17 protein-coding genes are annotated in these 18,171 nt (G+C 57.5%); 15 read left to right on the forward strand and 2 right to left on the reverse strand.

Going from position 1 to position 18,171, the window contains the following annotated elements; translation table 11 throughout:
* The first annotated feature begins 2 nt into the window (after positions 1-2).
* The 8 genes from B9G99_RS13930 (at position 3) to B9G99_RS17080 (ending at position 7,727) form a co-directional block, all read left to right on the forward strand.
* Positions 3-2,360 (forward strand): DNA internalization-related competence protein ComEC/Rec2, encoded by a 2,358-nt coding sequence (locus B9G99_RS13930; protein WP_086622699.1) that lies wholly within the window; start codon positions 3-5, stop codon positions 2,358-2,360.
* Positions 2,361-2,473: 113 nt separating this feature from the next.
* Positions 2,474-4,228, forward strand: a complete 1,755-nt coding sequence (gene msbA / locus B9G99_RS13935; protein ID WP_227875831.1) for a lipid A export permease/ATP-binding protein MsbA — start codon at positions 2,474-2,476, stop codon at positions 4,226-4,228.
* Positions 4,229-4,252: 24 nt separating this feature from the next.
* On the forward strand, positions 4,253-5,236 hold the full coding sequence (lpxK, locus tag B9G99_RS13940; RefSeq protein ID WP_086622700.1) for a tetraacyldisaccharide 4'-kinase: 984 nt from the start codon (positions 4,253-4,255) through the stop codon (positions 5,234-5,236).
* Positions 5,237-5,251: 15 nt separating this feature from the next.
* Positions 5,252-5,461: a Trm112 family protein gene (locus tag B9G99_RS13945; RefSeq protein ID WP_086622701.1), complete on the forward strand. Its 210-nt coding sequence runs from the start codon at positions 5,252-5,254 to the stop codon at positions 5,459-5,461.
* Positions 5,458-6,246 carry a 3-deoxy-manno-octulosonate cytidylyltransferase gene (gene kdsB / locus B9G99_RS13950; RefSeq protein ID WP_086622702.1) on the forward strand — a complete coding sequence of 263 codons (789 nt, stop codon included), beginning with the start codon at positions 5,458-5,460 and terminating at the stop codon, positions 6,244-6,246. Before B9G99_RS13945 ends, kdsB begins: the two co-directional genes overlap by 4 nt.
* Positions 6,243-6,722: a low molecular weight protein-tyrosine-phosphatase gene (locus B9G99_RS13955; RefSeq protein WP_174678768.1), complete on the forward strand. Its 480-nt coding sequence runs from the start codon at positions 6,243-6,245 to the stop codon at positions 6,720-6,722. Before kdsB ends, B9G99_RS13955 begins: the two co-directional genes overlap by 4 nt.
* A gap of 2 nt (positions 6,723-6,724) precedes the next feature.
* A complete protein-coding gene (murB, locus tag B9G99_RS13960; protein WP_227876011.1) occupies positions 6,725-7,429 on the forward strand; it encodes a UDP-N-acetylmuramate dehydrogenase in 705 nt (234 codons plus the stop codon).
* A 37-nt stretch (positions 7,430-7,466) separates the two neighbouring features.
* Entirely contained in the window at positions 7,467-7,727 is a 261-nt protein-coding gene (locus B9G99_RS17080; protein WP_227875832.1) for a UDP-N-acetylmuramate dehydrogenase, read from the forward strand.
* Positions 7,728-7,802: 75 nt separating this feature from the next.
* On the opposite strand, the gene rne is transcribed toward B9G99_RS17080, so the two are convergent.
* Positions 7,803-11,342, reverse strand: coding sequence for a ribonuclease E (gene rne / locus B9G99_RS13965; RefSeq protein ID WP_086622703.1), 3,540 nt, complete (start codon positions 11,340-11,342; stop codon positions 7,803-7,805).
* Positions 11,343-11,903: 561 nt separating this feature from the next.
* Here rne and B9G99_RS13970 point away from each other — a divergent pair.
* From B9G99_RS13970 to sppA, 3 genes are read left to right on the forward strand one after another with little or no spacing between them, the layout of a single operon-like run.
* Complete coding sequence (locus tag B9G99_RS13970; RefSeq protein ID WP_086622704.1) at positions 11,904-12,842, forward strand: RluA family pseudouridine synthase; 939 nt, start codon at positions 11,904-11,906, stop codon at positions 12,840-12,842.
* A 53-nt stretch (positions 12,843-12,895) separates the two neighbouring features.
* Positions 12,896-13,588, forward strand: a complete 693-nt coding sequence (locus tag B9G99_RS13975; RefSeq protein ID WP_086622705.1) for an HAD-IA family hydrolase — start codon at positions 12,896-12,898, stop codon at positions 13,586-13,588.
* Positions 13,581-14,591: a signal peptide peptidase SppA gene (gene sppA, locus B9G99_RS13980; protein ID WP_086622706.1), complete on the forward strand. Its 1,011-nt coding sequence runs from the start codon at positions 13,581-13,583 to the stop codon at positions 14,589-14,591. The genes B9G99_RS13975 and sppA overlap by 8 nt, the downstream gene beginning before the upstream one ends.
* Before the next feature lie 25 nt (positions 14,592-14,616).
* Here sppA and B9G99_RS13985 read toward each other — a convergent pair whose 3' ends face one another.
* Positions 14,617-15,201, reverse strand: coding sequence for a Maf family protein (locus B9G99_RS13985; protein ID WP_086622707.1), 585 nt, complete (start codon positions 15,199-15,201; stop codon positions 14,617-14,619).
* A gap of 132 nt (positions 15,202-15,333) precedes the next feature.
* On the opposite strand from B9G99_RS13985, the gene B9G99_RS13990 reads away from it, so the two are divergent.
* The 4 genes from B9G99_RS13990 to fabD all read left to right on the forward strand — a co-directional run bounded on the left by B9G99_RS13990 (position 15,334) and on the right by fabD (position 18,149).
* Positions 15,334-15,858, forward strand: coding sequence for a YceD family protein (locus tag B9G99_RS13990; RefSeq protein ID WP_086622708.1), 525 nt, complete (start codon positions 15,334-15,336; stop codon positions 15,856-15,858).
* 38 nt (positions 15,859-15,896) lie between these two features.
* Positions 15,897-16,073, forward strand: coding sequence for a 50S ribosomal protein L32 (gene rpmF / locus B9G99_RS13995; protein WP_086622709.1), 177 nt, complete (start codon positions 15,897-15,899; stop codon positions 16,071-16,073).
* A 12-nt stretch (positions 16,074-16,085) separates the two neighbouring features.
* Entirely contained in the window at positions 16,086-17,096 is a 1,011-nt protein-coding gene (gene plsX / locus B9G99_RS14000) for a phosphate acyltransferase PlsX (protein ID WP_086622710.1), read from the forward strand.
* A 96-nt stretch (positions 17,097-17,192) separates the two neighbouring features.
* Positions 17,193-18,149, forward strand: a complete 957-nt coding sequence (gene fabD, locus B9G99_RS14005) for an ACP S-malonyltransferase (RefSeq protein WP_086623498.1) — start codon at positions 17,193-17,195, stop codon at positions 18,147-18,149.
* Positions 18,150-18,171: the final 22 nt, after the last annotated feature.

Raw genomic sequence — 18,171 nt, forward strand, 5'->3', positions numbered from 1 at the left:
CGATGTCACCATTATCCCTGAACCCCGTGGGTGAGGAAAATCTTTCTGAAAATCATGAGCGCGTTGTGCCCATTCGTTGTGAACTGATCGACTGTATCAAAGGTATACGCCTTCCACTGCTGTGTCTTGGGGCCATTATTGGCGCCCTGCTGGTGCGTGTGCCCCAGAATGAATGGCTTTGGGCGCTTGCGCTTTTCTGGCTGCTGGCAGCGGCACTCTATCACCGACTGATGCTGCTCATGGCCCTGGTGATAACGCTTGTACTTTTTCATGGACTCGCTCAGAGACCAACGCCTTTGGCAGATGGACTTGCTAAACAAAACGTTACGCTGGAGGGCCGTATTGTTTCGCTGGAACGACTTGATGGTCGAGCCCGGTTGAATCTTGCGGTGACACGCTGCGAGGCGGCCGCTGAACTCCCCGGCTGTCACCGGCTCAAGCATGTCCGCCTTGACTGGTATAACCCTCCGGCAGTATCAGCGGGCGATCAATGGCGTTTAACGGCGCGCTTGAAGCCGCCTCATGGCTTTCTCAATCCAGGCCGATTCGACTATGGCGCCTGGTTGATTGAGAAAGGCTTTGGGGCCACCGGTTATGTGCGTGATGCACATGAGGCTGTACGCCTTCAGCCGGGGGCTGGTCCTGCCCTGACACAGCGCTGGCTCAAGACACGGGTCAATGACGACTTTACCCGACGCTGGTTGCAGGCGCTAACACTGGGAGATGGCGGTGCACTTGAGGCGTCTCAATGGAAGCTGCTTAGGGAAACGGGCACAACACACCTTGCCGTGATTTCAGGGCTGCACGTTGGATTGGTCTCGGGCTGGGTGCTACTGCTCGGGCGTCTTGTTGCGCGTCTTGTGCAACCATATTGCTGGCGCATGGTGCTCTGGCCCTGGGGGATGGCCGGGGCAGCCGCGGTGCTCTATGCAGGGCTATCGGGATTCGCTCCGCCAGCCGTACGGGCTGCCATCATGACCCTCATTGCCCTCTGGAGCGCCTGCGGGCGTCATTCGCCCGGAGTGTGGCAGGCCTGGTGGCTGGCGTTGCTGGTAGTGGTCGTCAGTGCCCCGCTTTCCTTGGTGCGCCCAGGGCTCTGGCTCTCCTTCGGGGCCGTTGCGGTATTGATTATTGCCTGGCGCTGGCAGGAAAAACGCGTCTGGTGGTATACCCTGCTGCGCAGTCAGGGGCTTTTAAGTCTGGCAACGGGAGGTGCCACGCTGCTTGTTTTCGGACAGATGGCGAGCCTTTCCATGCTGACCAATCTTATCGCCATCCCCTGGGTCTCCATGGTCATGGTGCCCTTGGCACTTCTGGGGTGGTTACTGTCACCCGTCCCCGGAGTGGGCCAGTTGCTCTGGTGGCTTTTTGGACAGGCCGCCCATCTATTCGAAACGGTGCTCGAGCAGGTGCGCCAGTGGCAACCCGATTGGCAGCCTGCTGCCGATCAGATATGGCCGTTTGCCATTATGCTACTGCTGATTTGTCTGATATGGCTTCTGCCGGGGCTTGCTCGTTTTTGGCGGTGGTTGGCCAGCATCATGGCCGTTTCCCTGTTTCTTGGCGCGAACCAGGCTTCAATGCTTCGTGATGGCGAATTGTCACTGGTCATTCACGATGTCGGTCAGGGGCAGCTGATTGACATTCGCACCGCTCATGGCCGCTGGCTTTATGACAGTGGTCCGCGATCACGTTCGGGGTTCATGGCGATTACCACACTCTGGGATCAGCCACAGCATTTTGATGGCGTTATTGTCTCACATGGGGACAGTGATCATGCCGGCGGGGTGTCTGTACTCAAGGGACTGCACAAGGTTGATCGCTGGTGGGCGCCGCTGTCGGAGACCATTGACGTCGATGCGCTTACCCCTTGTCGTGCCGGGTTGTCATGGCGAGCCGATGCCGTCAATTTTACCTTTCTCTGGCCTCGCAGTACCGCCACCTTGCCGGCGGCTGAAAATGATCATTCCTGCGTGCTGCTGATCGAAACGCCTCGACACCGCTTTCTGATCACTGGAGACGGCGGCCAGAACGTCGAGTCACGCATTGTTGCTCATTATCGCAAGCCGGTGGATGTTCTGGTGGCAGGTCACCACGGCAGCCATGGCAGCTCCTCGCAACGCCTGGTTGATATGCTAAAGCCGGCACGTGTGATCTATAGCGCTGGCTATCTCAATGGGTATGGTCACCCCGCTGACAGCGTCGTCAGGCGCTTTCATCATGTCGGCAGCTGTCAATGGAATACGGCTGAGGATGGCGCCATTACCGTGACAAGTCGTGCCACAGGGCTCCGCGTTGTTTCGCCGCGCCCGGCTGGCGGTGTCGAACCGTGCCGACCTGGGGTAGAATCCGGCCGGTGATTGCCCATGGGCAGTCTTTGATCATGACTGGTAGCAGGTCACCATTGGGTCTGGCGCTGTCAGCGCCATCGCCTGGTCGATCCGATATCGTTATCAGCAAGGCAGGAGAGCCCGTGAAGTCAAACGCCAGCCTGACGCTGTACGCCCGTCTGCTGACCTATGTAAAGCCTTTTTGGAAGGCCTTTGCGATCGCGCTGATTGGCAATGCCATTTATGCCGGTTCCAGTACTCTCATGGCGCGAATCATGGAGTTTCTGACCGACGGTATACAAAACCCGGATGCTGATTTTCGCCAGGCCCTTCCCCTGATGATCATCGGCATCTTCATTGCCCGTGGTTTTGGTACCTTTCTGGGTACCTATGGCATGGAATATGTAGCGCGCAACGTGGTTCATCGCCTGCGCGTTTCGGTCTTCGACCAGATGCTGCATCTGCCGGGGCGTTTTTACGATGAAAACAGCGGTGGACACCTGATCTCGCGTGTGACCTACCATGTGGAACAGGTGACCGGCGCGGCCACCAAGGCCCTGAATGTGGTACTTCAGGAAGGCATGCTGGTCATTGGACTGACGATTTATCTGTTCTGGGTCAACTGGAAACTGATGCTGATCTTTATCGCCGTGACGCCACTGATCGGTTTTGTAGTCGCCTGGTGCAGCAAGCGTTTTCGCAAGCTTTCACGGCGCATTCAGAAGTCAGTAGGTGAGGTGACTCACGTGGCGTCCGAGACCATCACGGGGTATCGCGTGGTGCGCACGCACGGTGCAGAGCAGCATGAATACAACCGCTTCAATCAGGCGAGCCAGTACAATCGTGATCAGAGTCTCAAGGAAGCCCTGACCAAGGCCATCAGTGCGCCGGTCATTCAGACTCTGGTGGCGGTGTCACTGGCGCTGCTGGTCTGGCTGGCACTCGATCCCAAGCTGTTGGGCAACATGAGCGCGGGTCAGTTTATCGGCTTTATCACGGCGGCCAGCATGATCATCAAGCCCATCAAGTCGCTGACGGAAATCAACGGTGTGATTCAAAAGGGACTGGCCGCGGCTCAGGAGCTTTTTGAACTGATGGACAAGCCGCGCGAGCCGGACAATGGGACTCATGATCCCGGTCGCGTTCAGGGGCAGGTCAGCTTTGAAGGTGTTCATTTTCGTTATGGCAGCGATCTGCCGGACGTACTCAAGGGCATCAGCCACGAGGTTGACGCCGGCGAAATGATTGCGCTGGTCGGACGCTCAGGCAGTGGCAAGAGCACCATGATGAACATGCTGCCAAGATTTTATGACGCGACGGATGGCCGTATCTGCATTGATGGGGTGGATGTTCGTGACTATTTGATGCAGGCCCTGCGTCGTCAGGTCGCTCTGGTCACTCAGAATGTGACCCTGTTCAATGCCAGCATTGCCGATAATATCGCCTACGGAGTCAATAATGCCTCTCGTGATGAAGTAGTGGCTGCCGCACAGGCAGCCTACGCCGATGAGTTTATCGAGCGATTACCGCAAGGGTACGACACGCTTGTCGGTGACAATGGCGTCATGCTCTCCGGTGGGCAGCGCCAGCGTATTGCCATCGCGCGTGCGATTTTCAAGAATGCCCCTATCCTGATTCTGGACGAGGCCACCTCGGCGCTGGATACGGAATCCGAGCGCTACATTCAGCAGGCCCTCGAGAAGGTCTGCGAAGGGCGTACCACCTTCGTGATTGCGCACCGGCTCTCCACCATTGAGCAGGCCGACCGTATTCTGGTCATGGATAACGGCGAGATCATTGAGTCAGGTGATCACTCAACGCTTCTGGCTCAGGACGGTGCCTATGCGGCGCTGCATCGTATCCAGTTCAGTGAGGAGCGCAGCAATGTTCCGGTGTGAGTGTCTCTACGAGATGGCATTATCATGAAACGGCTTGAAAGGGCATGGTATAGCGGTGCCCGCTGGCCGGGAGTGCTGACGCCTCTGGAGGTGCTTTACAAGCATGTGACGGCCCGACGGCGTCAGGCCTATCAGAGCGGTCGGCGTGAAACATGGACGTCGCCGGTGCCGGTCATCGTGGTCGGTAACATCACGGTGGGTGGTACCGGCAAGTCTCCACTGACGGCATGGCTTGGTCGCTGGCTTGAAAAGCAGGGCTGGCGGCCCGGTATTATCTCTCGCGGCTATGGTGGCCATGCGCCGCGCTATCCCTTCTATGTAAACGACACCAGTGATGTCGCGCATGCAGGCGATGAACCCGTTATGCTGGCTCAGCAGACGCAGCTGCCGGTTGTTGTGGACCCTGACCGCCCACGGGCGGCGCGTAAACTGATTGCTGCCGGCTGCAACATTCTGCTATCTGATGATGGTCTACAGCATCATGCCCTGGGCCGGGATATCGAGCTGGTAGTAGTGGATGGCATGCGCGGGTTTGGTAATGGTCGATGCCTGCCCGCAGGACCGCTTCGCGAGCCGCTTTCCAGATTGCAGGAGGTAGACGCCATCATCTCCAATGGTGATCTACGGCCTCTGGACGCCGTGGCGCAGTATTCCATGTCTCTGATACCCAGCGCCTGGCGCCACCTCAATGATGGTGTTTGCTATAGTATCGAAGCTCGTCCCTTTGATGGGCGAGTCCATGCCATTGCAGGCATTGGTAACCCGCAGCGTTTTTTCAAAACCCTTGAAACGCTCGGTGTGGCATTTGATGAACATCCGCTACCGGACCATCATCGTTTCTCGGCACATGATGTGCGCTTTGCCGATAATCGACCTGTCGTCATGACCGCCAAGGATGCTGTCAAATGCCGCCCCTTTGCCAACGAGCGGTGCTGGTCGCTGGATATAGAAGCGTGCCCCGAGCCAGCACTGATCGAGTGGCTGTCAGCGCGCCTTGAAAAACTCTGATACAGGAGAAAGATAATGGATCAGGAACTGCTTGCCATGCTGGTATGCCCTGAAAGCGGCGGAAAGCTTGAATACAACCGAGAGACCAACGAGCTGCTGTGTCGTGAAAGCGGTCTTGCCTATCCGGTCGCGGATGGCATTCCCGTGATGCTGGCCAGTCGAGCACGTCGCCTGAACGTTGAAGAGGCGCTGGGTAAAAAGCAGGGTACTGCGGCCGCATCATGAGTCAGGCCTTCACTGTCATCATCCCGGCTCGATTTGCCTCGCAGCGTCTACCCGGCAAGCCGCTACTGGAGATTGCCGGCCGTCCCATGATCGAGCATGTCTGGCAGCGGGCGATGTCTTCCAATGCCGCCAGAGTACTGATTGCCACCGATAGTGAGCAGATTGCCACGGCTGCCCGAGCCTTTGGAGCAGACGTTGTCATGACACGCGAAGACCATGTCAACGGTACGTCAAGGCTCACGGAGGTCGTCGACAAGCTCGATCTTCGGGATGAGGAGTGCATCGTCAATGTCCAAGGGGATGAGCCGCTTCTTCCCAGCAGCATGATCGACCGGGTGGCCGAGTCGCTCAAGGGAGACGAGGGTGCGGCCATGGCAACCCTTGCCGAGCCCATTGCCGACCGGGCCACTCTGATGCGTACCAGCGTGGTCAAGGTGGTATGCAGTCAGAGTGGGCGCGCTCTTTACTTCTCACGTGCCCCCATTCCCTGGGACCGTGACCGCTTTGACCTGTCGAATGCTGATGATTCGCATAACATGGATGAGCTGGGACAGGGCTGGCTTCGCCATATCGGCATTTACGCTTATCGCGCCTCTTTTTTACGCGATTATCAAAACCTTCCAGTCGCACCTGTTGAAGCCTGCGAGCAGCTCGAACAGCTGCGTGCGCTCTATCACGGTTATGCCATTTCGGTCGCCGTGGCCACCGAGCAATACCCAGCCGGTGTGGATACGCCAGAAGATCTGGAACGGGTGCGTGAACTTCTGCAAAGGAGCTCAGATTGATTCGAGTCCTGTTTGTCTGCCTGGGAAACATCTGTCGCTCTCCCATGGCAGAAGGTCTTTTTCGTCAAATGCTACAGAGTAGAGGCCTTGATAGCCGAATCGAGGTCGATTCCTGTGGTGTTGGTGATTATCACGCAGGCGAGCCGCCCGATCCCAGAGCCATGCGTGAAGCACATCATCGCGGGGCCGACATTTCCGAGCTGCGAGGACGTGTCATTCGCTTGAACGATTTTGAGCAGTTTGACTACATCCTCTGTATGGATGAGGACAACCTGCAGGCGCTGCGACGGATGGCGCCGGAAACTCGCCGCGCGCATGTGGGATTGCTGATGGATTTTGCAGACGAAGGTACTGGCGCGGAAATCGGTGACCCCTATTTCGGCAGCACCGATAACTTCGGTCGCGTGGCCGATCAGATCGAGGCCGGCTGCCAGGGCCTGCTTGAGCATATCGAGCGTCAGGAAGCATCGGATTGAAGATGCAGTACGGCATCTCCCTGAAATCTCACAACACGCTGGGGTTTGAGTCACGGGCTCAGGCGCTCGCCGAAGCAGACTCGCTGCTGTCCCTTCGTCGTATTCTTGCCATAGGACGTCATCGCTTCAGTCGCGTGATTGCGCTGGGTGGCGGCAGCAATGTTGTCATGAACCCCCACATTGATGGATTGGTCGTGCGTTATACGGGCCAGCGCATCTGGCATGAGCCTTTTGGCCAAAACATGGCGCTCTGGCATGTCGAAGCCGGGGTTAACTGGCATGCACTGGTGGAGAAGACTACCCGTGAGGGCTGGTGGGGGATCGAGAACCTGGCGCTGATTCCGGGCTCGGTAGGGGCCGCACCCATTCAGAATATTGGTGCCTATGGTACCGAAATCGGTGATGTCATCGAGCAAGTGCATATCATGCATCTTGAAGATGGTCGTTATGAAATACTCGACCGAGCCCAGTGCGACTTTGGCTATCGGCACAGCGTCTTCAAGACGGCACTGGCCGGAAAGGTCATGGTGGTTCGAGTGGTGCTGCGCCTTGATCTTGATGGCAGGCCGCGTACCGGATACGGCGATCTTGCTGACCGTCTCCCGTTAAACGCAGGTCCGAATGATGTTGCGATCGCCGTAGCCGCCATCCGCCGGGAAAAGTTGCCGGATCCACTGGTGCTGGGCAATGCCGGCAGTTTTTTTTAAAAACCCTGTGGTGCCAGCAGAACAGGCTGAGGCTTTGATGACCCGCTATTCCTCGATGCCGTGCTGGAAAACCGATCAGGGCGTCAAGCTGGCGGCCGGCTGGATGATCGATCAGTGTGGCTGGAAGGGATATCGTGACAACCGGGTAGGCGTTCATCAGCAGCAGGCACTGGTGCTGGTACATTACGGCCAGGGGTGCGTCATTGATCTGCTGGAGCTGGCAAAGCGTATTCGAGCGTCCGTCGAAGCGCGTTTTGGGGTAACGCTCGATATGGAGCCCGGTATCATCGGTCACTGACAGAGACCTCCCTGTGTTGGTAGACAAAAAAAGGCCCACTCCATTGGAGTGGGCCTTTTGGGTATTCACCGAACGTTATTCATTGGACGTCTGGTTATCCCGCTCACGCTGCTGCTGACGACGACGTTCGCGCGGATCATTATGTGCACGACGACGCTGACGCTGCCGAGAAGTCGCTTCGGTGGCAGTGGCTTCACCCTTCTGGGGCGCACTGTCTGGCGTGGTCACCTTGTCAGCGCTTTTGTCAGCAACGGGGGTTGCTTCACTGGTCGCAGACGCTGCCTTGTCACTACTGCCGGTTACCTCGGCGATCCTGCGAGCGCTGTCGGCCTTGGCGGCAGCTTCAGTTGTAGCCGGCTTGTCAGTGCCTTTGGCGGCAACATGACTGGCAGCCTGCTCTGAGTCCTGCTTTTCTTCGGTCGCTTTATGTGGCGGCTTCGATGCAGGCTTTTCGGAGGCCTTGTCACGCGCGGCCACGCTCTGGCGATTGATATCGCGTGCCGGCGCTTCACTGAAAGCTTTGTCGGTCACGGCAGCCCTGGCGCTCTGGGAAACCAGGTGGGGCTGCTCGCGCGGCGTAGCTTCGCTGGCTGCTGTCGCGTCAACCGGTTTGGCCGGTTCGGCTTCTTTCTTTTGGGGAGTGGAGGCCGTTTCAGTTGCGGTGCGCTCTTTGCTTTGATCGACCACGGTTGTGGCAGCATTCCCGGGTACTGAAGCTTCCTTTGACTCGGCTATCGGCTTGTCTGATGTTTTGGAGGCTGTTTCACCGGCTGCCTGGCCACCGGTAATATCAGGCTCTTTGGCCGAAGCCGTCTCAGCGTTTTTGGCCTGCTGCTCCGTGACAGGTTTTTGGGACGTGTCGGCGCCAGGCTGTGTGGCATCCGCCGCTTTGACGCTGCTCGTTTCCTTCTGATCTGAAGCCGTTTCAGAAGATGACGGTTCGCGGCCGAAGGTAGCGCTCACCGATTTACGGCCGTTACCGGAAGTGGAAGAGGGTTTGCTGTCAGTCGTGGCTGGCTTCTCTTCAGTGCTCGACGCCTTCCTTTCAGAAGTGTTCGCAGGCTTTGCCGCAACAGAAGCATCGCTGCCTTGAACTGGTGCTGCCTTCGGCTCGGCGCTTGCGGGCGTGCTGGACTCCGTCGCCTTTGAACCTGCAGGGTCACTGTTCTCCCGAGCAACGGTTTCAGAGCTGGCGGATGTCGTTGATTGGCTGGCTTCAGCCTGCAGGCGTTCCTGTTCTGCGACTGCCTCAGGGCTCAGAGCCTGCTTGCGACTGCGCTGACGTGGATTGTTACGAGTACGGCGTGGCTTGCCGTCATCGCTTTCCTGCGCCTGAGCGGGCGACTGCTGTGCACGTTGGTCCTGAGCACCTTCTGTTTTAGCGGGAGTAGACGATTCGGGGGCAGATTTTTTGCGTTCACCCTCGTTACGTGGCTTCTCGGCGCTCTTGTCTGCCGGAGCACTCTGCTGACGCTTGTCACTGCGCTCGGACGTTGCATTATCGCTTTTGGTCGGCGCTGCATTTTGCTGGCGCTTATCATTGCGATCGGTATTGGCATTGTCTGCCTTGTCCGATGTGCTGCTCTGCTGGCGCTTGTCATGACGAGCGTTGGTATTGTCACTCTTGTCAGCGTCGCGTGACGGCCGATCACGTCGGTTCTTGTCATCGCGACCCTTGTCGGAAGACGTACGCTTGTCGTTGCGGTTATTCCTGTTTCCAGTGCTGTCGTCGCGCCTTGTATTATCACGACGGTTGTTGCGCTGCTCGCCACCGCTGTTGGAAGATTTCTGTTCTTCGCGAGTAGTGCTCTCATGACTGGCCGCCGGAGACTTTTCTTCCCGTATGGCTGGTGTCTGGCGAGAGGTTTCGCTTTTGGGCTGAACGTTGCCTGCTTCCTGCCTGCTGCTTTCTTCGCTGCCCATCAGGCGGTTGAAGCCTTTCATGAGGCGGCTCAGAAAGCCGGAAGGCGCTTCTTCTGTCGGCGCTGCAGCAGGTTCGGGTGCCGGAGTACGATGTGCTACAGAACGTACGGCCGCTTCGGTCCGCTTGACGGGTTTGCGATAGGTTTCGCTTTCGTCTTCCGGTGCTTCAAAGTCATCTGACAGCTCAAAGCTTGAACGTGCGGCTTCTTCCGGATCGACCTGATCGTCGCGATAGCGCTGAACATCGTAATGCGGAGTCTCGAGTTCAGGCTGTGGCAACAGCATGACGCGGACGCCCTGGCGACGTTCGATGTCGGCCAGTACGTTGCGCTTTTCATTGAGCAGGTAGGTGGCAACCGGCACCGGCAGCATGGCACGAATCTGGGAGCTGCGATCCTTCATTGCCTCTTCTTCGATCAGTCGCATGATCGACAGGGACAGCGAGCGGACATCCCGGATGGTGCCCTGGCCGTTACAGCGGGGGCATACCACACCGCTGGTTTCGCCCAGTGACGGGCGCAGGCGCTGGCGAGACATTTCCATGAGGCCGAAGCGCGAAATGCGACCAATCTGGACGCGTGCGCGATCAAGCTTCAGAGCATCCCGAACGCGATTTTCGACTTCGCGCTGGTTGCGGGCAGGGGTCATGTCGATGAAGTCGATAACCACCAGACCGCCGATATCACGCAGGCGCAACTGACGGGCGATTTCGTCGGCGGCTTCCAGATTGGTCTGCAGTGCGGTCTCCTCGATATCCCCCCCCTTGGTGGCGCGTGAGGAGTTGATGTCAATGGAGACCAGGGCTTCGGTGTGGTCAATGACGACGGAGCCGCCTGACGGCAGCTTGACTTCGCGCTCGTAAGCCGTCTCGATCTGGGATTCGATCTGGAAGCGAGAGAAGAGCGGGACATCATCGTTGTACAGCTTGATCTTTTGCTGATAGGACGGCATGACCTGCTTGACGAAGTTGAGCGCTTCCTCGTGCACGTCGGTATGGTCGATCAGCACCTCGCCAATATCCTGGCGCAGGTAGTCGCGCATGGCGCGAATGATGACGTTGGATTCCCGATAGATCAGGAAGGGGGCCGAGCGCTTGCCGGCTTCTTCTGTAATGGTTTCCCAGACCTGTACCAGATAATCCAGATCCCACTGCAGCTCTTCGGAAGAGCGGCCGATGCCGGCCGTGCGCACGATCACACCCATTTTTTCGGGCATGGTGAGCTGGCTCATGGCTTCTTTCAGCTCTGTACGCTCATCGCCTTCGATACGGCGAGAGATACCACCAGCCCGCGGATTGTTGGGCATCAGTACCAGAAAGCGCCCGGCCAGGCTGACAAAGGTGGTCAGTGCTGCGCCCTTGTTGCCGCGTTCTTCCTTGTCAACCTGAACAATGACTTCCTGGCCTTCCTTGATCACCTCACGAATATTGGGGCGACCGTTACCCGAGGGCTCCTTTGAAAAATATTCGCGAGAGATCTCCTTGAGCGGCAAAAAGCCGTGACGATCAGCGCCAAAATCAACAAAGGCAGCTTCAAGACTGGGTTCGACTCGCGTAATGCGGCCGCGATAGATATTGGCCTTTTTTTGTTCTCTCGCTCCGGATTCGATGTCGAGGTCATAAAGTCTTTGGCCATCGACCAGCGCGACTCTCAGCTCTTCAGGCTGAGTCGCGTTGATAAGCATGCGTTTCATATTGTCTCACTGACTGAGCGTGCCGCCAGACAAGGCCGTGCCACAGCCACGATCAACCCCTTGGTTGATTGCCTGTAGCGCCGGGCATCGGTGCAGCCGAATCGCGGGCCAGAGTGTTTGTGCTCAGCGCATGTCTACAAGTATGTTTCAATTCCCTGGGCGCCATACAGACGTGCCCTGGAAAGGCTTCATGATCATGTTGAGTACGTGACAGCCTGAAGACATGTCGCGGCAGCATGGTTGCTTAACCGGTCTTCCAGTAAGGCGGTCACACCTGATGGCCATCAATACGACAGCACCGGCTTTCGGCACGGAAAATGGTTGATCCCGTGATGCAAAATCCGGGTACTTCAAATACTACCAGGTGCCGGATTGATATCATCCGACGACTGTTCTGTTGCTTCGGCCTGCGTGTCATCTGATGCAGGCGCTGTCAGGTCTTGCGGACCTTAAGGAAGCCCTTGGAATATAACAGTAAACCCTGGTGCCCACAATCGGGGCCATTGCTGCGTTATTTCGCTACAATGCCGTCCTTTGCAGCCGTTAAAAAAGGGAAAGAACATGGTGGAGGGGCGTGGCGTTCAGTGGCTCGACATTGACGAACATCATGATGGACAGCGACTGGATAATTTCCTGATTGCCCATCTGAAAGGTGCGCCTCGAACCCTCATTTATCGGATCATTCGCCGCGGTGAAGTGCGCATTAATGGTGGGCGTGGCAAAGCAAGTCGTCGGCTCGTCAAGGGGGATCGCCTCAGGGTGCCGCCGCTGCGTTTGACGCCTCAGGAGGCCGTACAGGACATCAGCGATAATTTGCGTCATGTTATCGAGCGAAGTGTTCTAAGGGAGACGGCTGACTGGATCGTTTTCAACAAGCCTTCAGGGCTTGCCGTCCATGGGGGCAGTGGCGTCAAGATAGGGCTTATCGAGGCCCTTCGTCAGATACGCGATGATTTGCCATATCTTGAGCTGGTACACCGGCTGGACCGTGATACGTCAGGATGTCTGCTGGTGGCCAAATCACGCGAAGCACTCAATTTTCTCAGCGATGAGCTTCGCGCACATCGCATGCAGAAACATTATCTTGCTCTGGTTGAAGGGCGCTGGTCCGTTGAGCATCGGGAAGTGGACGCTCCGTTGTTGCGCTTCGAGCTTCCCAGCGGCGAGCGTCGCGTAAGAGTAGAGGCGACCGGCAAGCCCTCAAGAACCCGTTTCACGCTGATCGAGTCATTGAAGGGTGCTTCCCTGATCGAGGCGGAGCCGGTGACGGGGCGCACCCATCAGATCAGGGTTCATGCCGTTCATGCCGGTCATCCGCTGCTGGGAGACAGCAAATACGGCAGTGCAAGCGGTGAGTATCTGGCCAGACAGTGCGAGCTGTCCCGCCTTTTTCTGCATGCCAGAACGCTTGGGTTCACCGATCCTGCCTCACGACAGCCCGTTACCCTGCACGCGCCTTTGAGCGACGATTTGCAGAGCGTCCTGGCACGCCTGCGCTAGTTGGGTGTCCCTAGACATATTCCCCGGATAGAGACAATAGGAGCAGGGCTGTAATGCGTTATCGTCTGATCATTTTTGACTGGGATGGCACGCTCATGGATTCGGCGGATCGAATCGTGGGCTGCATGCAGCGTGCTGCGCTCGATATCGGCTGGCCTGCGCTGAGTCGCGAAGCCGTACTCGATATCATTGGCCTTGGTCTACCGGAAGCTATTGCTCGATTGTGCCCGGGCATTGATGCCGAGCGAGCCGAGCATCTTCGTCGCTGTTACGCACAACACTTTGTAGCGGCCGAGAAAGAAGGGCCTGCCCTGCCGTTTTTTGAAGGGGTGGAGGCGGGTATTGCACGATTAAGGTCACTGCCTGATGTCAGGCTTGCCGTGGCGACCGGTAAAAGCCGCCGAGGGCTGGATCGAATTTTTGCCGAGCGCGGCTGTGGACACTGGTTTGCTGATAGCCGCACCGCCGATCTGACATGCTCAAAACCTGACCCGCTCATGCTGGTCGAGCTGCTGGAAACCCTTGATGTTGCTGTCGAGGATGCCGTCATGATCGGCGACAGCGTTTACGACATGGGCATGGCGCAGGCGCTGGGTATGGATCGTGTGGCGGTGACCTGGGGAGTTCACACTGCGCAACAGCTGGGGGATTTTTCGCCCGTGCAGGTGGTGAATGATTTCCATGAGCTGATGCGCTGGCTGGAGGCATCGGTTTGCCCGCGCACAGGAGTGGGGATGCATGAGTGATCGAAGGGATCAGTGGACGGGGCGTGAGCTGGATGACAGCGTTTCAGCTGCAAAAGAGCAGCCTCGGGAGGGTGTTGGTCGCGATGCCATGATAGAGCGATGGCTACTTGAAATGGTGCGCGAGCAGCGTCGCAGCCGGCGCTGGAAAATCTTCTTTCGTTTGCTGTTCTGGAGTTTCTGGATCGTGATCGCCGCAGCTGTCACGTTCATGATGCTCGGTGAGCAGGAGTCGATGACCACCAGAAAGGTTGGGGTGGTCAGGGTTGAGGGTGTGATCGACAGCCAGTCCCCGGCCAGTGCTGAAAGAGTCATTCGAGGCCTGAACGAGGCCTGGCAGGGGTCGGACACGGCGGTCGTGCTGGACATCAACAGTCCTGGTGGCTCTCCGGTACAGTCGCAGCGCATCTATGACGAGATTCGCCGACTTCGCAGCACGGGTGACAAGCCCATCATTGCTGTCATCGAGGATATTGGTGCAAGCGGCGCCTATTATATTGCTTCGGCTGCCGACAACATTTACGCCGCACCGGCCAGTCTCGTGGGCTCCATTGGTGTCATCTACTCGGGGTTCGGGCTTGAAGGTGCTATCGATAAGCTGGGCATTGAGCGACGTGTGTTTACGGCGGGGGAGAACAAAAACATGCTTGATCCCTTTCAGCCTGTCAGCGACGCACAAAAACGCTTCTGGCAGCATGTGCTGGACCAGACTCATGAGCAGTTCATTAACGCCGTCAAGGCCGGCCGTGGTGATCGTCTATCAGATGATCCTGCGCTTTTTTCCGGGCTGGTCTGGACGGGCGAAGAGGCCGTGGAAAAGGGGCTGGTGGACGGCCTTAAAAGCGTTGGTGATGTCGCGCGCGACATGATCGGGAGTGCTGAAACGACGGATTACACCCAAAGCGGTGATCCGCTTGAGCAGATATCGCGCCACCTTGGCCAGATCGCTGCAGAGTATCTCGGCCTTGACCTTTTCGCAGGCGCGTCGCCCGTGCGCCTGCGTTGACGTCCCTTCGTGGCGCCGGCTGCTGTCATTCGAGCAGTGGATTGACACCGGCGTCACGAAGCAGGCGGCACAAGGCAATCATGGGAAGCCCTATCAGTGCGCTCGGGTCGGAAGTATGGACGCCCTCGAACAAGGTGGTTCCGAGTTTCTCCATATAAAAGCCGCCAGCGTTATCGATGGCGGGCTCTTTTGCAAGATAGCCCTCGATCTCATCGGAGCTCAGGTGTCTGACATCAACGCTTGTAAGGTCCACGAAAGTGTCGCAACGGTGTTGACGGGTATCCAGAACTGCCACGCCTGTCAGAAAATGGATACGCCGGCCTGAAAAGCGCTGGAGCTGTTGACGGGCCCTGTCGATACTGCCCGGTTTGCCCAGTAGGTCATCATCGATGCTGACCACCTGATCGCTGCCAATGATCAGATGATGTGAATAATACTCGGCCAGTGCCTGCGCCTTTTCGCGCGAGAGGCGCTCGGCCAGCATACGGGGCGTTTCACCTGCTCTGGAGGTTTCATCAATATCAGGAGAGTGATGTTGAAAGGGCAGGCCGAGACGGCCCAGCAGCTCTCGGCGAGAAGGAGAGCCGGAGGCAAGAACAAGCAGGGGCATCATGGCTCCTGAAACAGTGGGTTTTGAAAGGGCAGCAGGGTAACCGTTTTTAATGGTAATAGCGGTTTCGGGTGCCTATTTTGCAACAACTCTTTTGACACTTTCACGGACAATCCCTATTATTGCGCGCCTATGTCAACCACGCGACTACCCAAAACGGTCGAGCCCTATCGGCTTGCTGCCAGCGGCGAACGTCTGGAAGGGAGAATTCCACTCTCTGCCATGCCTCGTTTCGTCGATGCCATCGGCCGGCAGGAGGCCGAATGTCATGTTGTCATGACGTTTGATCTTGATGCACAGCGTCAGCATTATATCGAAGGCTCACTTGTTGCCGATGTCGAGATGCCCTGTCAGCGGTGTCTGCAGGCCATGCCGGTTCATCTTGAAAGCACTTTTCTGCTTGGCATGGTGACCAGTGATGAGCGTGCAGCGACACTGCCGGCACGTTACGAGCCGGTACTTGTGGAAGACGAACATCTGGCTTTGCTGCCGGTTGTCGAGGACGAATTGCTTCTGACGCTTCCGCAGGTGGTTTATCACGACGAAGCGGATTGCGCCGTTTCTCGAGATGCGCTGCAAAGTGGTGACGAAGTCGAGCAAACGCCGGCGCGAGCCGATAACCCGTTCAGTGTGCTTCGCTCCCTGAAGGATCACTGAGTCTTTTTTGACGTTACGTTACAACCGGAGACAACCCAATGGCTGTCCAACAGAATCGCAAGTCCCGTTCCAGGCGCGGTATGCGTCGTGCTCACGACGCTCTGACAGCGCCGACACTGTCCCAGGACAAGGAAACCGGCACTACTCATCTCCGTCACCATGTTGCACCGGACGGATACTATCGTGGCCGCAAGGTCATTGACGTCGAAGAATAAATGATTCGGGCGATGCCGCCCTTGCGTATCGCCATCGACGCCATGGGCGGGGATTACGGTCCCCGCGCTACTGTTCCTGGGGCAGCACTTGCACTGGCGCAAAGACCGGATGCATATGCCACGCTCTACGGCAGACGTCACCTGCTTGACGTCGAACTCTCTCGATTACCTGCTTCTCTTGCGCATGTCCGTAATCGCATCGATGTCATTGAAGCCGGTGACGGCCTGCCTGTTGACGTGACGCCTTCCCGCATTCTTCGCGATACCTTCGATGGCAGCCTTTACGCAAGTCTTGGTGCCTTGCGAAGCGGCGACGCCTGTGCCTGTGTCAGCGCAGAGCATACCGGCGCCATTATGGCGTTGGGGCGACGCGATGTCGGTATGCTGGATAATGTAGCGCGTGCCGCTATCAGTGCAGCTATTCCCACCGTCTCTCGAAAACCCTGCTATATGCTGGACCTTGGTGCCAATGTCGACGTGCGCGCCGAACATCTTGTAGATTTTGCCTCGATGGGCGCTGCCATGGTCAGGCTGGTGGATGGCGTGCAGCTGCCAAGAGTCGGGCTTTTAAACGTGGGCACCGAGAGTTCCAAGGGAGAACGCCGAGTACGTGAAGCCGATATGCTGCTTCGCGGCGGTGACCATACTCGTTTCGAATATGTCGGTTATATCGAAGGGGATGCACTTTTCACTGGTAATACTGACGTTGCCATCTGTGACGGAATGGTGGGCAATGTCGCGCTCAAAAGCAGTGAGGGGTTGGCTCGAATGCTCGGTGAGCGTCTTCGAAGCGAGTTTCAGATCGGCTGGTATGCCCGTATGGTGGGGTGGCTGGGCACGCCGGTATTGCGCCGCTTCATGCAGGAGCTTAACCCCGTGAGATATAATGGCGCCAGCTTTCTGGGGCTGAAGTCCACGGTTGTGAAAAGCCATGGTAATGCACGCGCCGAAGGATTTGCCTATGCTGTGCGCCGTGCACTGGATGAAGCCGCGATGAATTTGCCGGAAAGGTTGATGTCATAGAAATTTCGTATGGCGAAGTGCTGATTGAGCCTGCACTGCAGGCGTTTATAATGCTTCGCTTATTTAATCTTCAATGAGCTAGTACAGGTGAATCAGATGAGCAATGCCCTCGCCCTGGTCTTTCCCGGTCAGGGTTCTCAGCAGCTGGGCATGCTGCGAGAGCTCGCCGAACGTTACAGCGTGGTGCGAACGACCTTCGAGGAGGCTTCAGATGCGCTTGGGTACGATCTCTGGCATGTGACTCAGGAAGGGCCCGAAACGGCGCTCAATGCAACAGCCTGCACGCAGCCGGCGCTGCTGACCGCCAGTGTTGCCATCTGGCGCGTCTGGCAGGAGCTTGAAGGCCCGCGTCCAGCTGCCATGTCCGGCCATAGTCTGGGCGAATACAGTGCGCTGGTCTGTGCAGGTGCGATGAGCTTCGCTGATGGTGTCCGGCTGGTGCGCCTGCGCGGGGAGGCGATGCAGGATGCCGTGCCGGCCGGACAAGGCGGGATGGCGGCGATACTGGGGCTCGATGACGATGTCGTGGAAGCGGTATGTGAAGAAGCCGCACAGGGTAGCGTTGTCTCGGCCGTCAACTATAACTCGCCAGGGCAGGTGGTGATCGCCGGAGAAAAGGCCGCCGTCGAGCGTGCCATCGCTCTTTGCCAGGAGCGCGGCGCTCGCCGTGCCATGCCGCTTCCGGTATCGGTACCATCGCACTGTGCGCTGATGAAACCTGCCGCCGAGCGTCTTGAGCAGGCCATGATTGATATCGACCTGCGTCAGCCGCGCTATCGTGTTATCCAGAATGTGGATGCCGCCTGGCATGAAGATATTGATACCATCAAGACGCGGCTGGTTCAGCAATTGTACCGTCCGGTGCTCTGGACACGCTGTGTGGAAATCCTTTGCGAGCAGGGTGCCAGCGTCTTTATCGAGTGTGGTCCCGGGAAGGTGCTGACAGGACTGGGCAAGCGCATCGCACGTCAAAGTCGTGGGCTTGCGGTCAATGATCCTGAATCGCTGGCAGCAGCGATCGAGCTGGCAAAAGAGACGCCAGAAGGTCAATAAAGGCGTGCGAATACGCAGCACA

This window comes from Kushneria konosiri, assembly GCF_002155145.1.
GTDB lineage: Bacteria > Pseudomonadota > Gammaproteobacteria > Pseudomonadales > Halomonadaceae > Kushneria > Kushneria konosiri.

Bases quoted from the DNA above. Each gene is read 5' to 3' on its own strand.
- B9G99_RS13930 (WP_086622699.1), top strand. From the start codon at position 3: ATGTCACCATTATCCCTGAACCCCGTGGGTGAGGAAAATCTTTCTGAA.
- lpxK (WP_086622700.1), top strand. From the start codon at position 4,253: ATGAAACGGCTTGAAAGGGCATGGTATAGCGGTGCCCGCTGGCCGGGA.
- B9G99_RS13945 (WP_086622701.1), top strand. From the start codon at position 5,252: ATGGATCAGGAACTGCTTGCCATGCTGGTATGCCCTGAAAGCGGCGGA.
- kdsB (WP_086622702.1), top strand. From the start codon at position 5,458: ATGAGTCAGGCCTTCACTGTCATCATCCCGGCTCGATTTGCCTCGCAG.
- murB (WP_227876011.1), top strand. From the start codon at position 6,725: ATGCAGTACGGCATCTCCCTGAAATCTCACAACACGCTGGGGTTTGAG.
- B9G99_RS17080 (WP_227875832.1), top strand. From the start codon at position 7,467: ATGACCCGCTATTCCTCGATGCCGTGCTGGAAAACCGATCAGGGCGTC.
- rne (WP_086622703.1), bottom strand. From the start codon at position 11,342: ATGAAACGCATGCTTATCAACGCGACTCAGCCTGAAGAGCTGAGAGTC.
- B9G99_RS13970 (WP_086622704.1), top strand. From the start codon at position 11,904: ATGGTGGAGGGGCGTGGCGTTCAGTGGCTCGACATTGACGAACATCAT.
- B9G99_RS13975 (WP_086622705.1), top strand. From the start codon at position 12,896: ATGCGTTATCGTCTGATCATTTTTGACTGGGATGGCACGCTCATGGAT.
- sppA (WP_086622706.1), top strand. From the start codon at position 13,581: ATGAGTGATCGAAGGGATCAGTGGACGGGGCGTGAGCTGGATGACAGC.
- B9G99_RS13985 (WP_086622707.1), bottom strand. From the start codon at position 15,201: ATGCCCCTGCTTGTTCTTGCCTCCGGCTCTCCTTCTCGCCGAGAGCTG.
- B9G99_RS13990 (WP_086622708.1), top strand. From the start codon at position 15,334: ATGTCAACCACGCGACTACCCAAAACGGTCGAGCCCTATCGGCTTGCT.
- rpmF (WP_086622709.1), top strand. From the start codon at position 15,897: ATGGCTGTCCAACAGAATCGCAAGTCCCGTTCCAGGCGCGGTATGCGT.
- plsX (WP_086622710.1), top strand. From the start codon at position 16,086: ATGCCGCCCTTGCGTATCGCCATCGACGCCATGGGCGGGGATTACGGT.
- fabD (WP_086623498.1), top strand. From the start codon at position 17,193: ATGAGCAATGCCCTCGCCCTGGTCTTTCCCGGTCAGGGTTCTCAGCAG.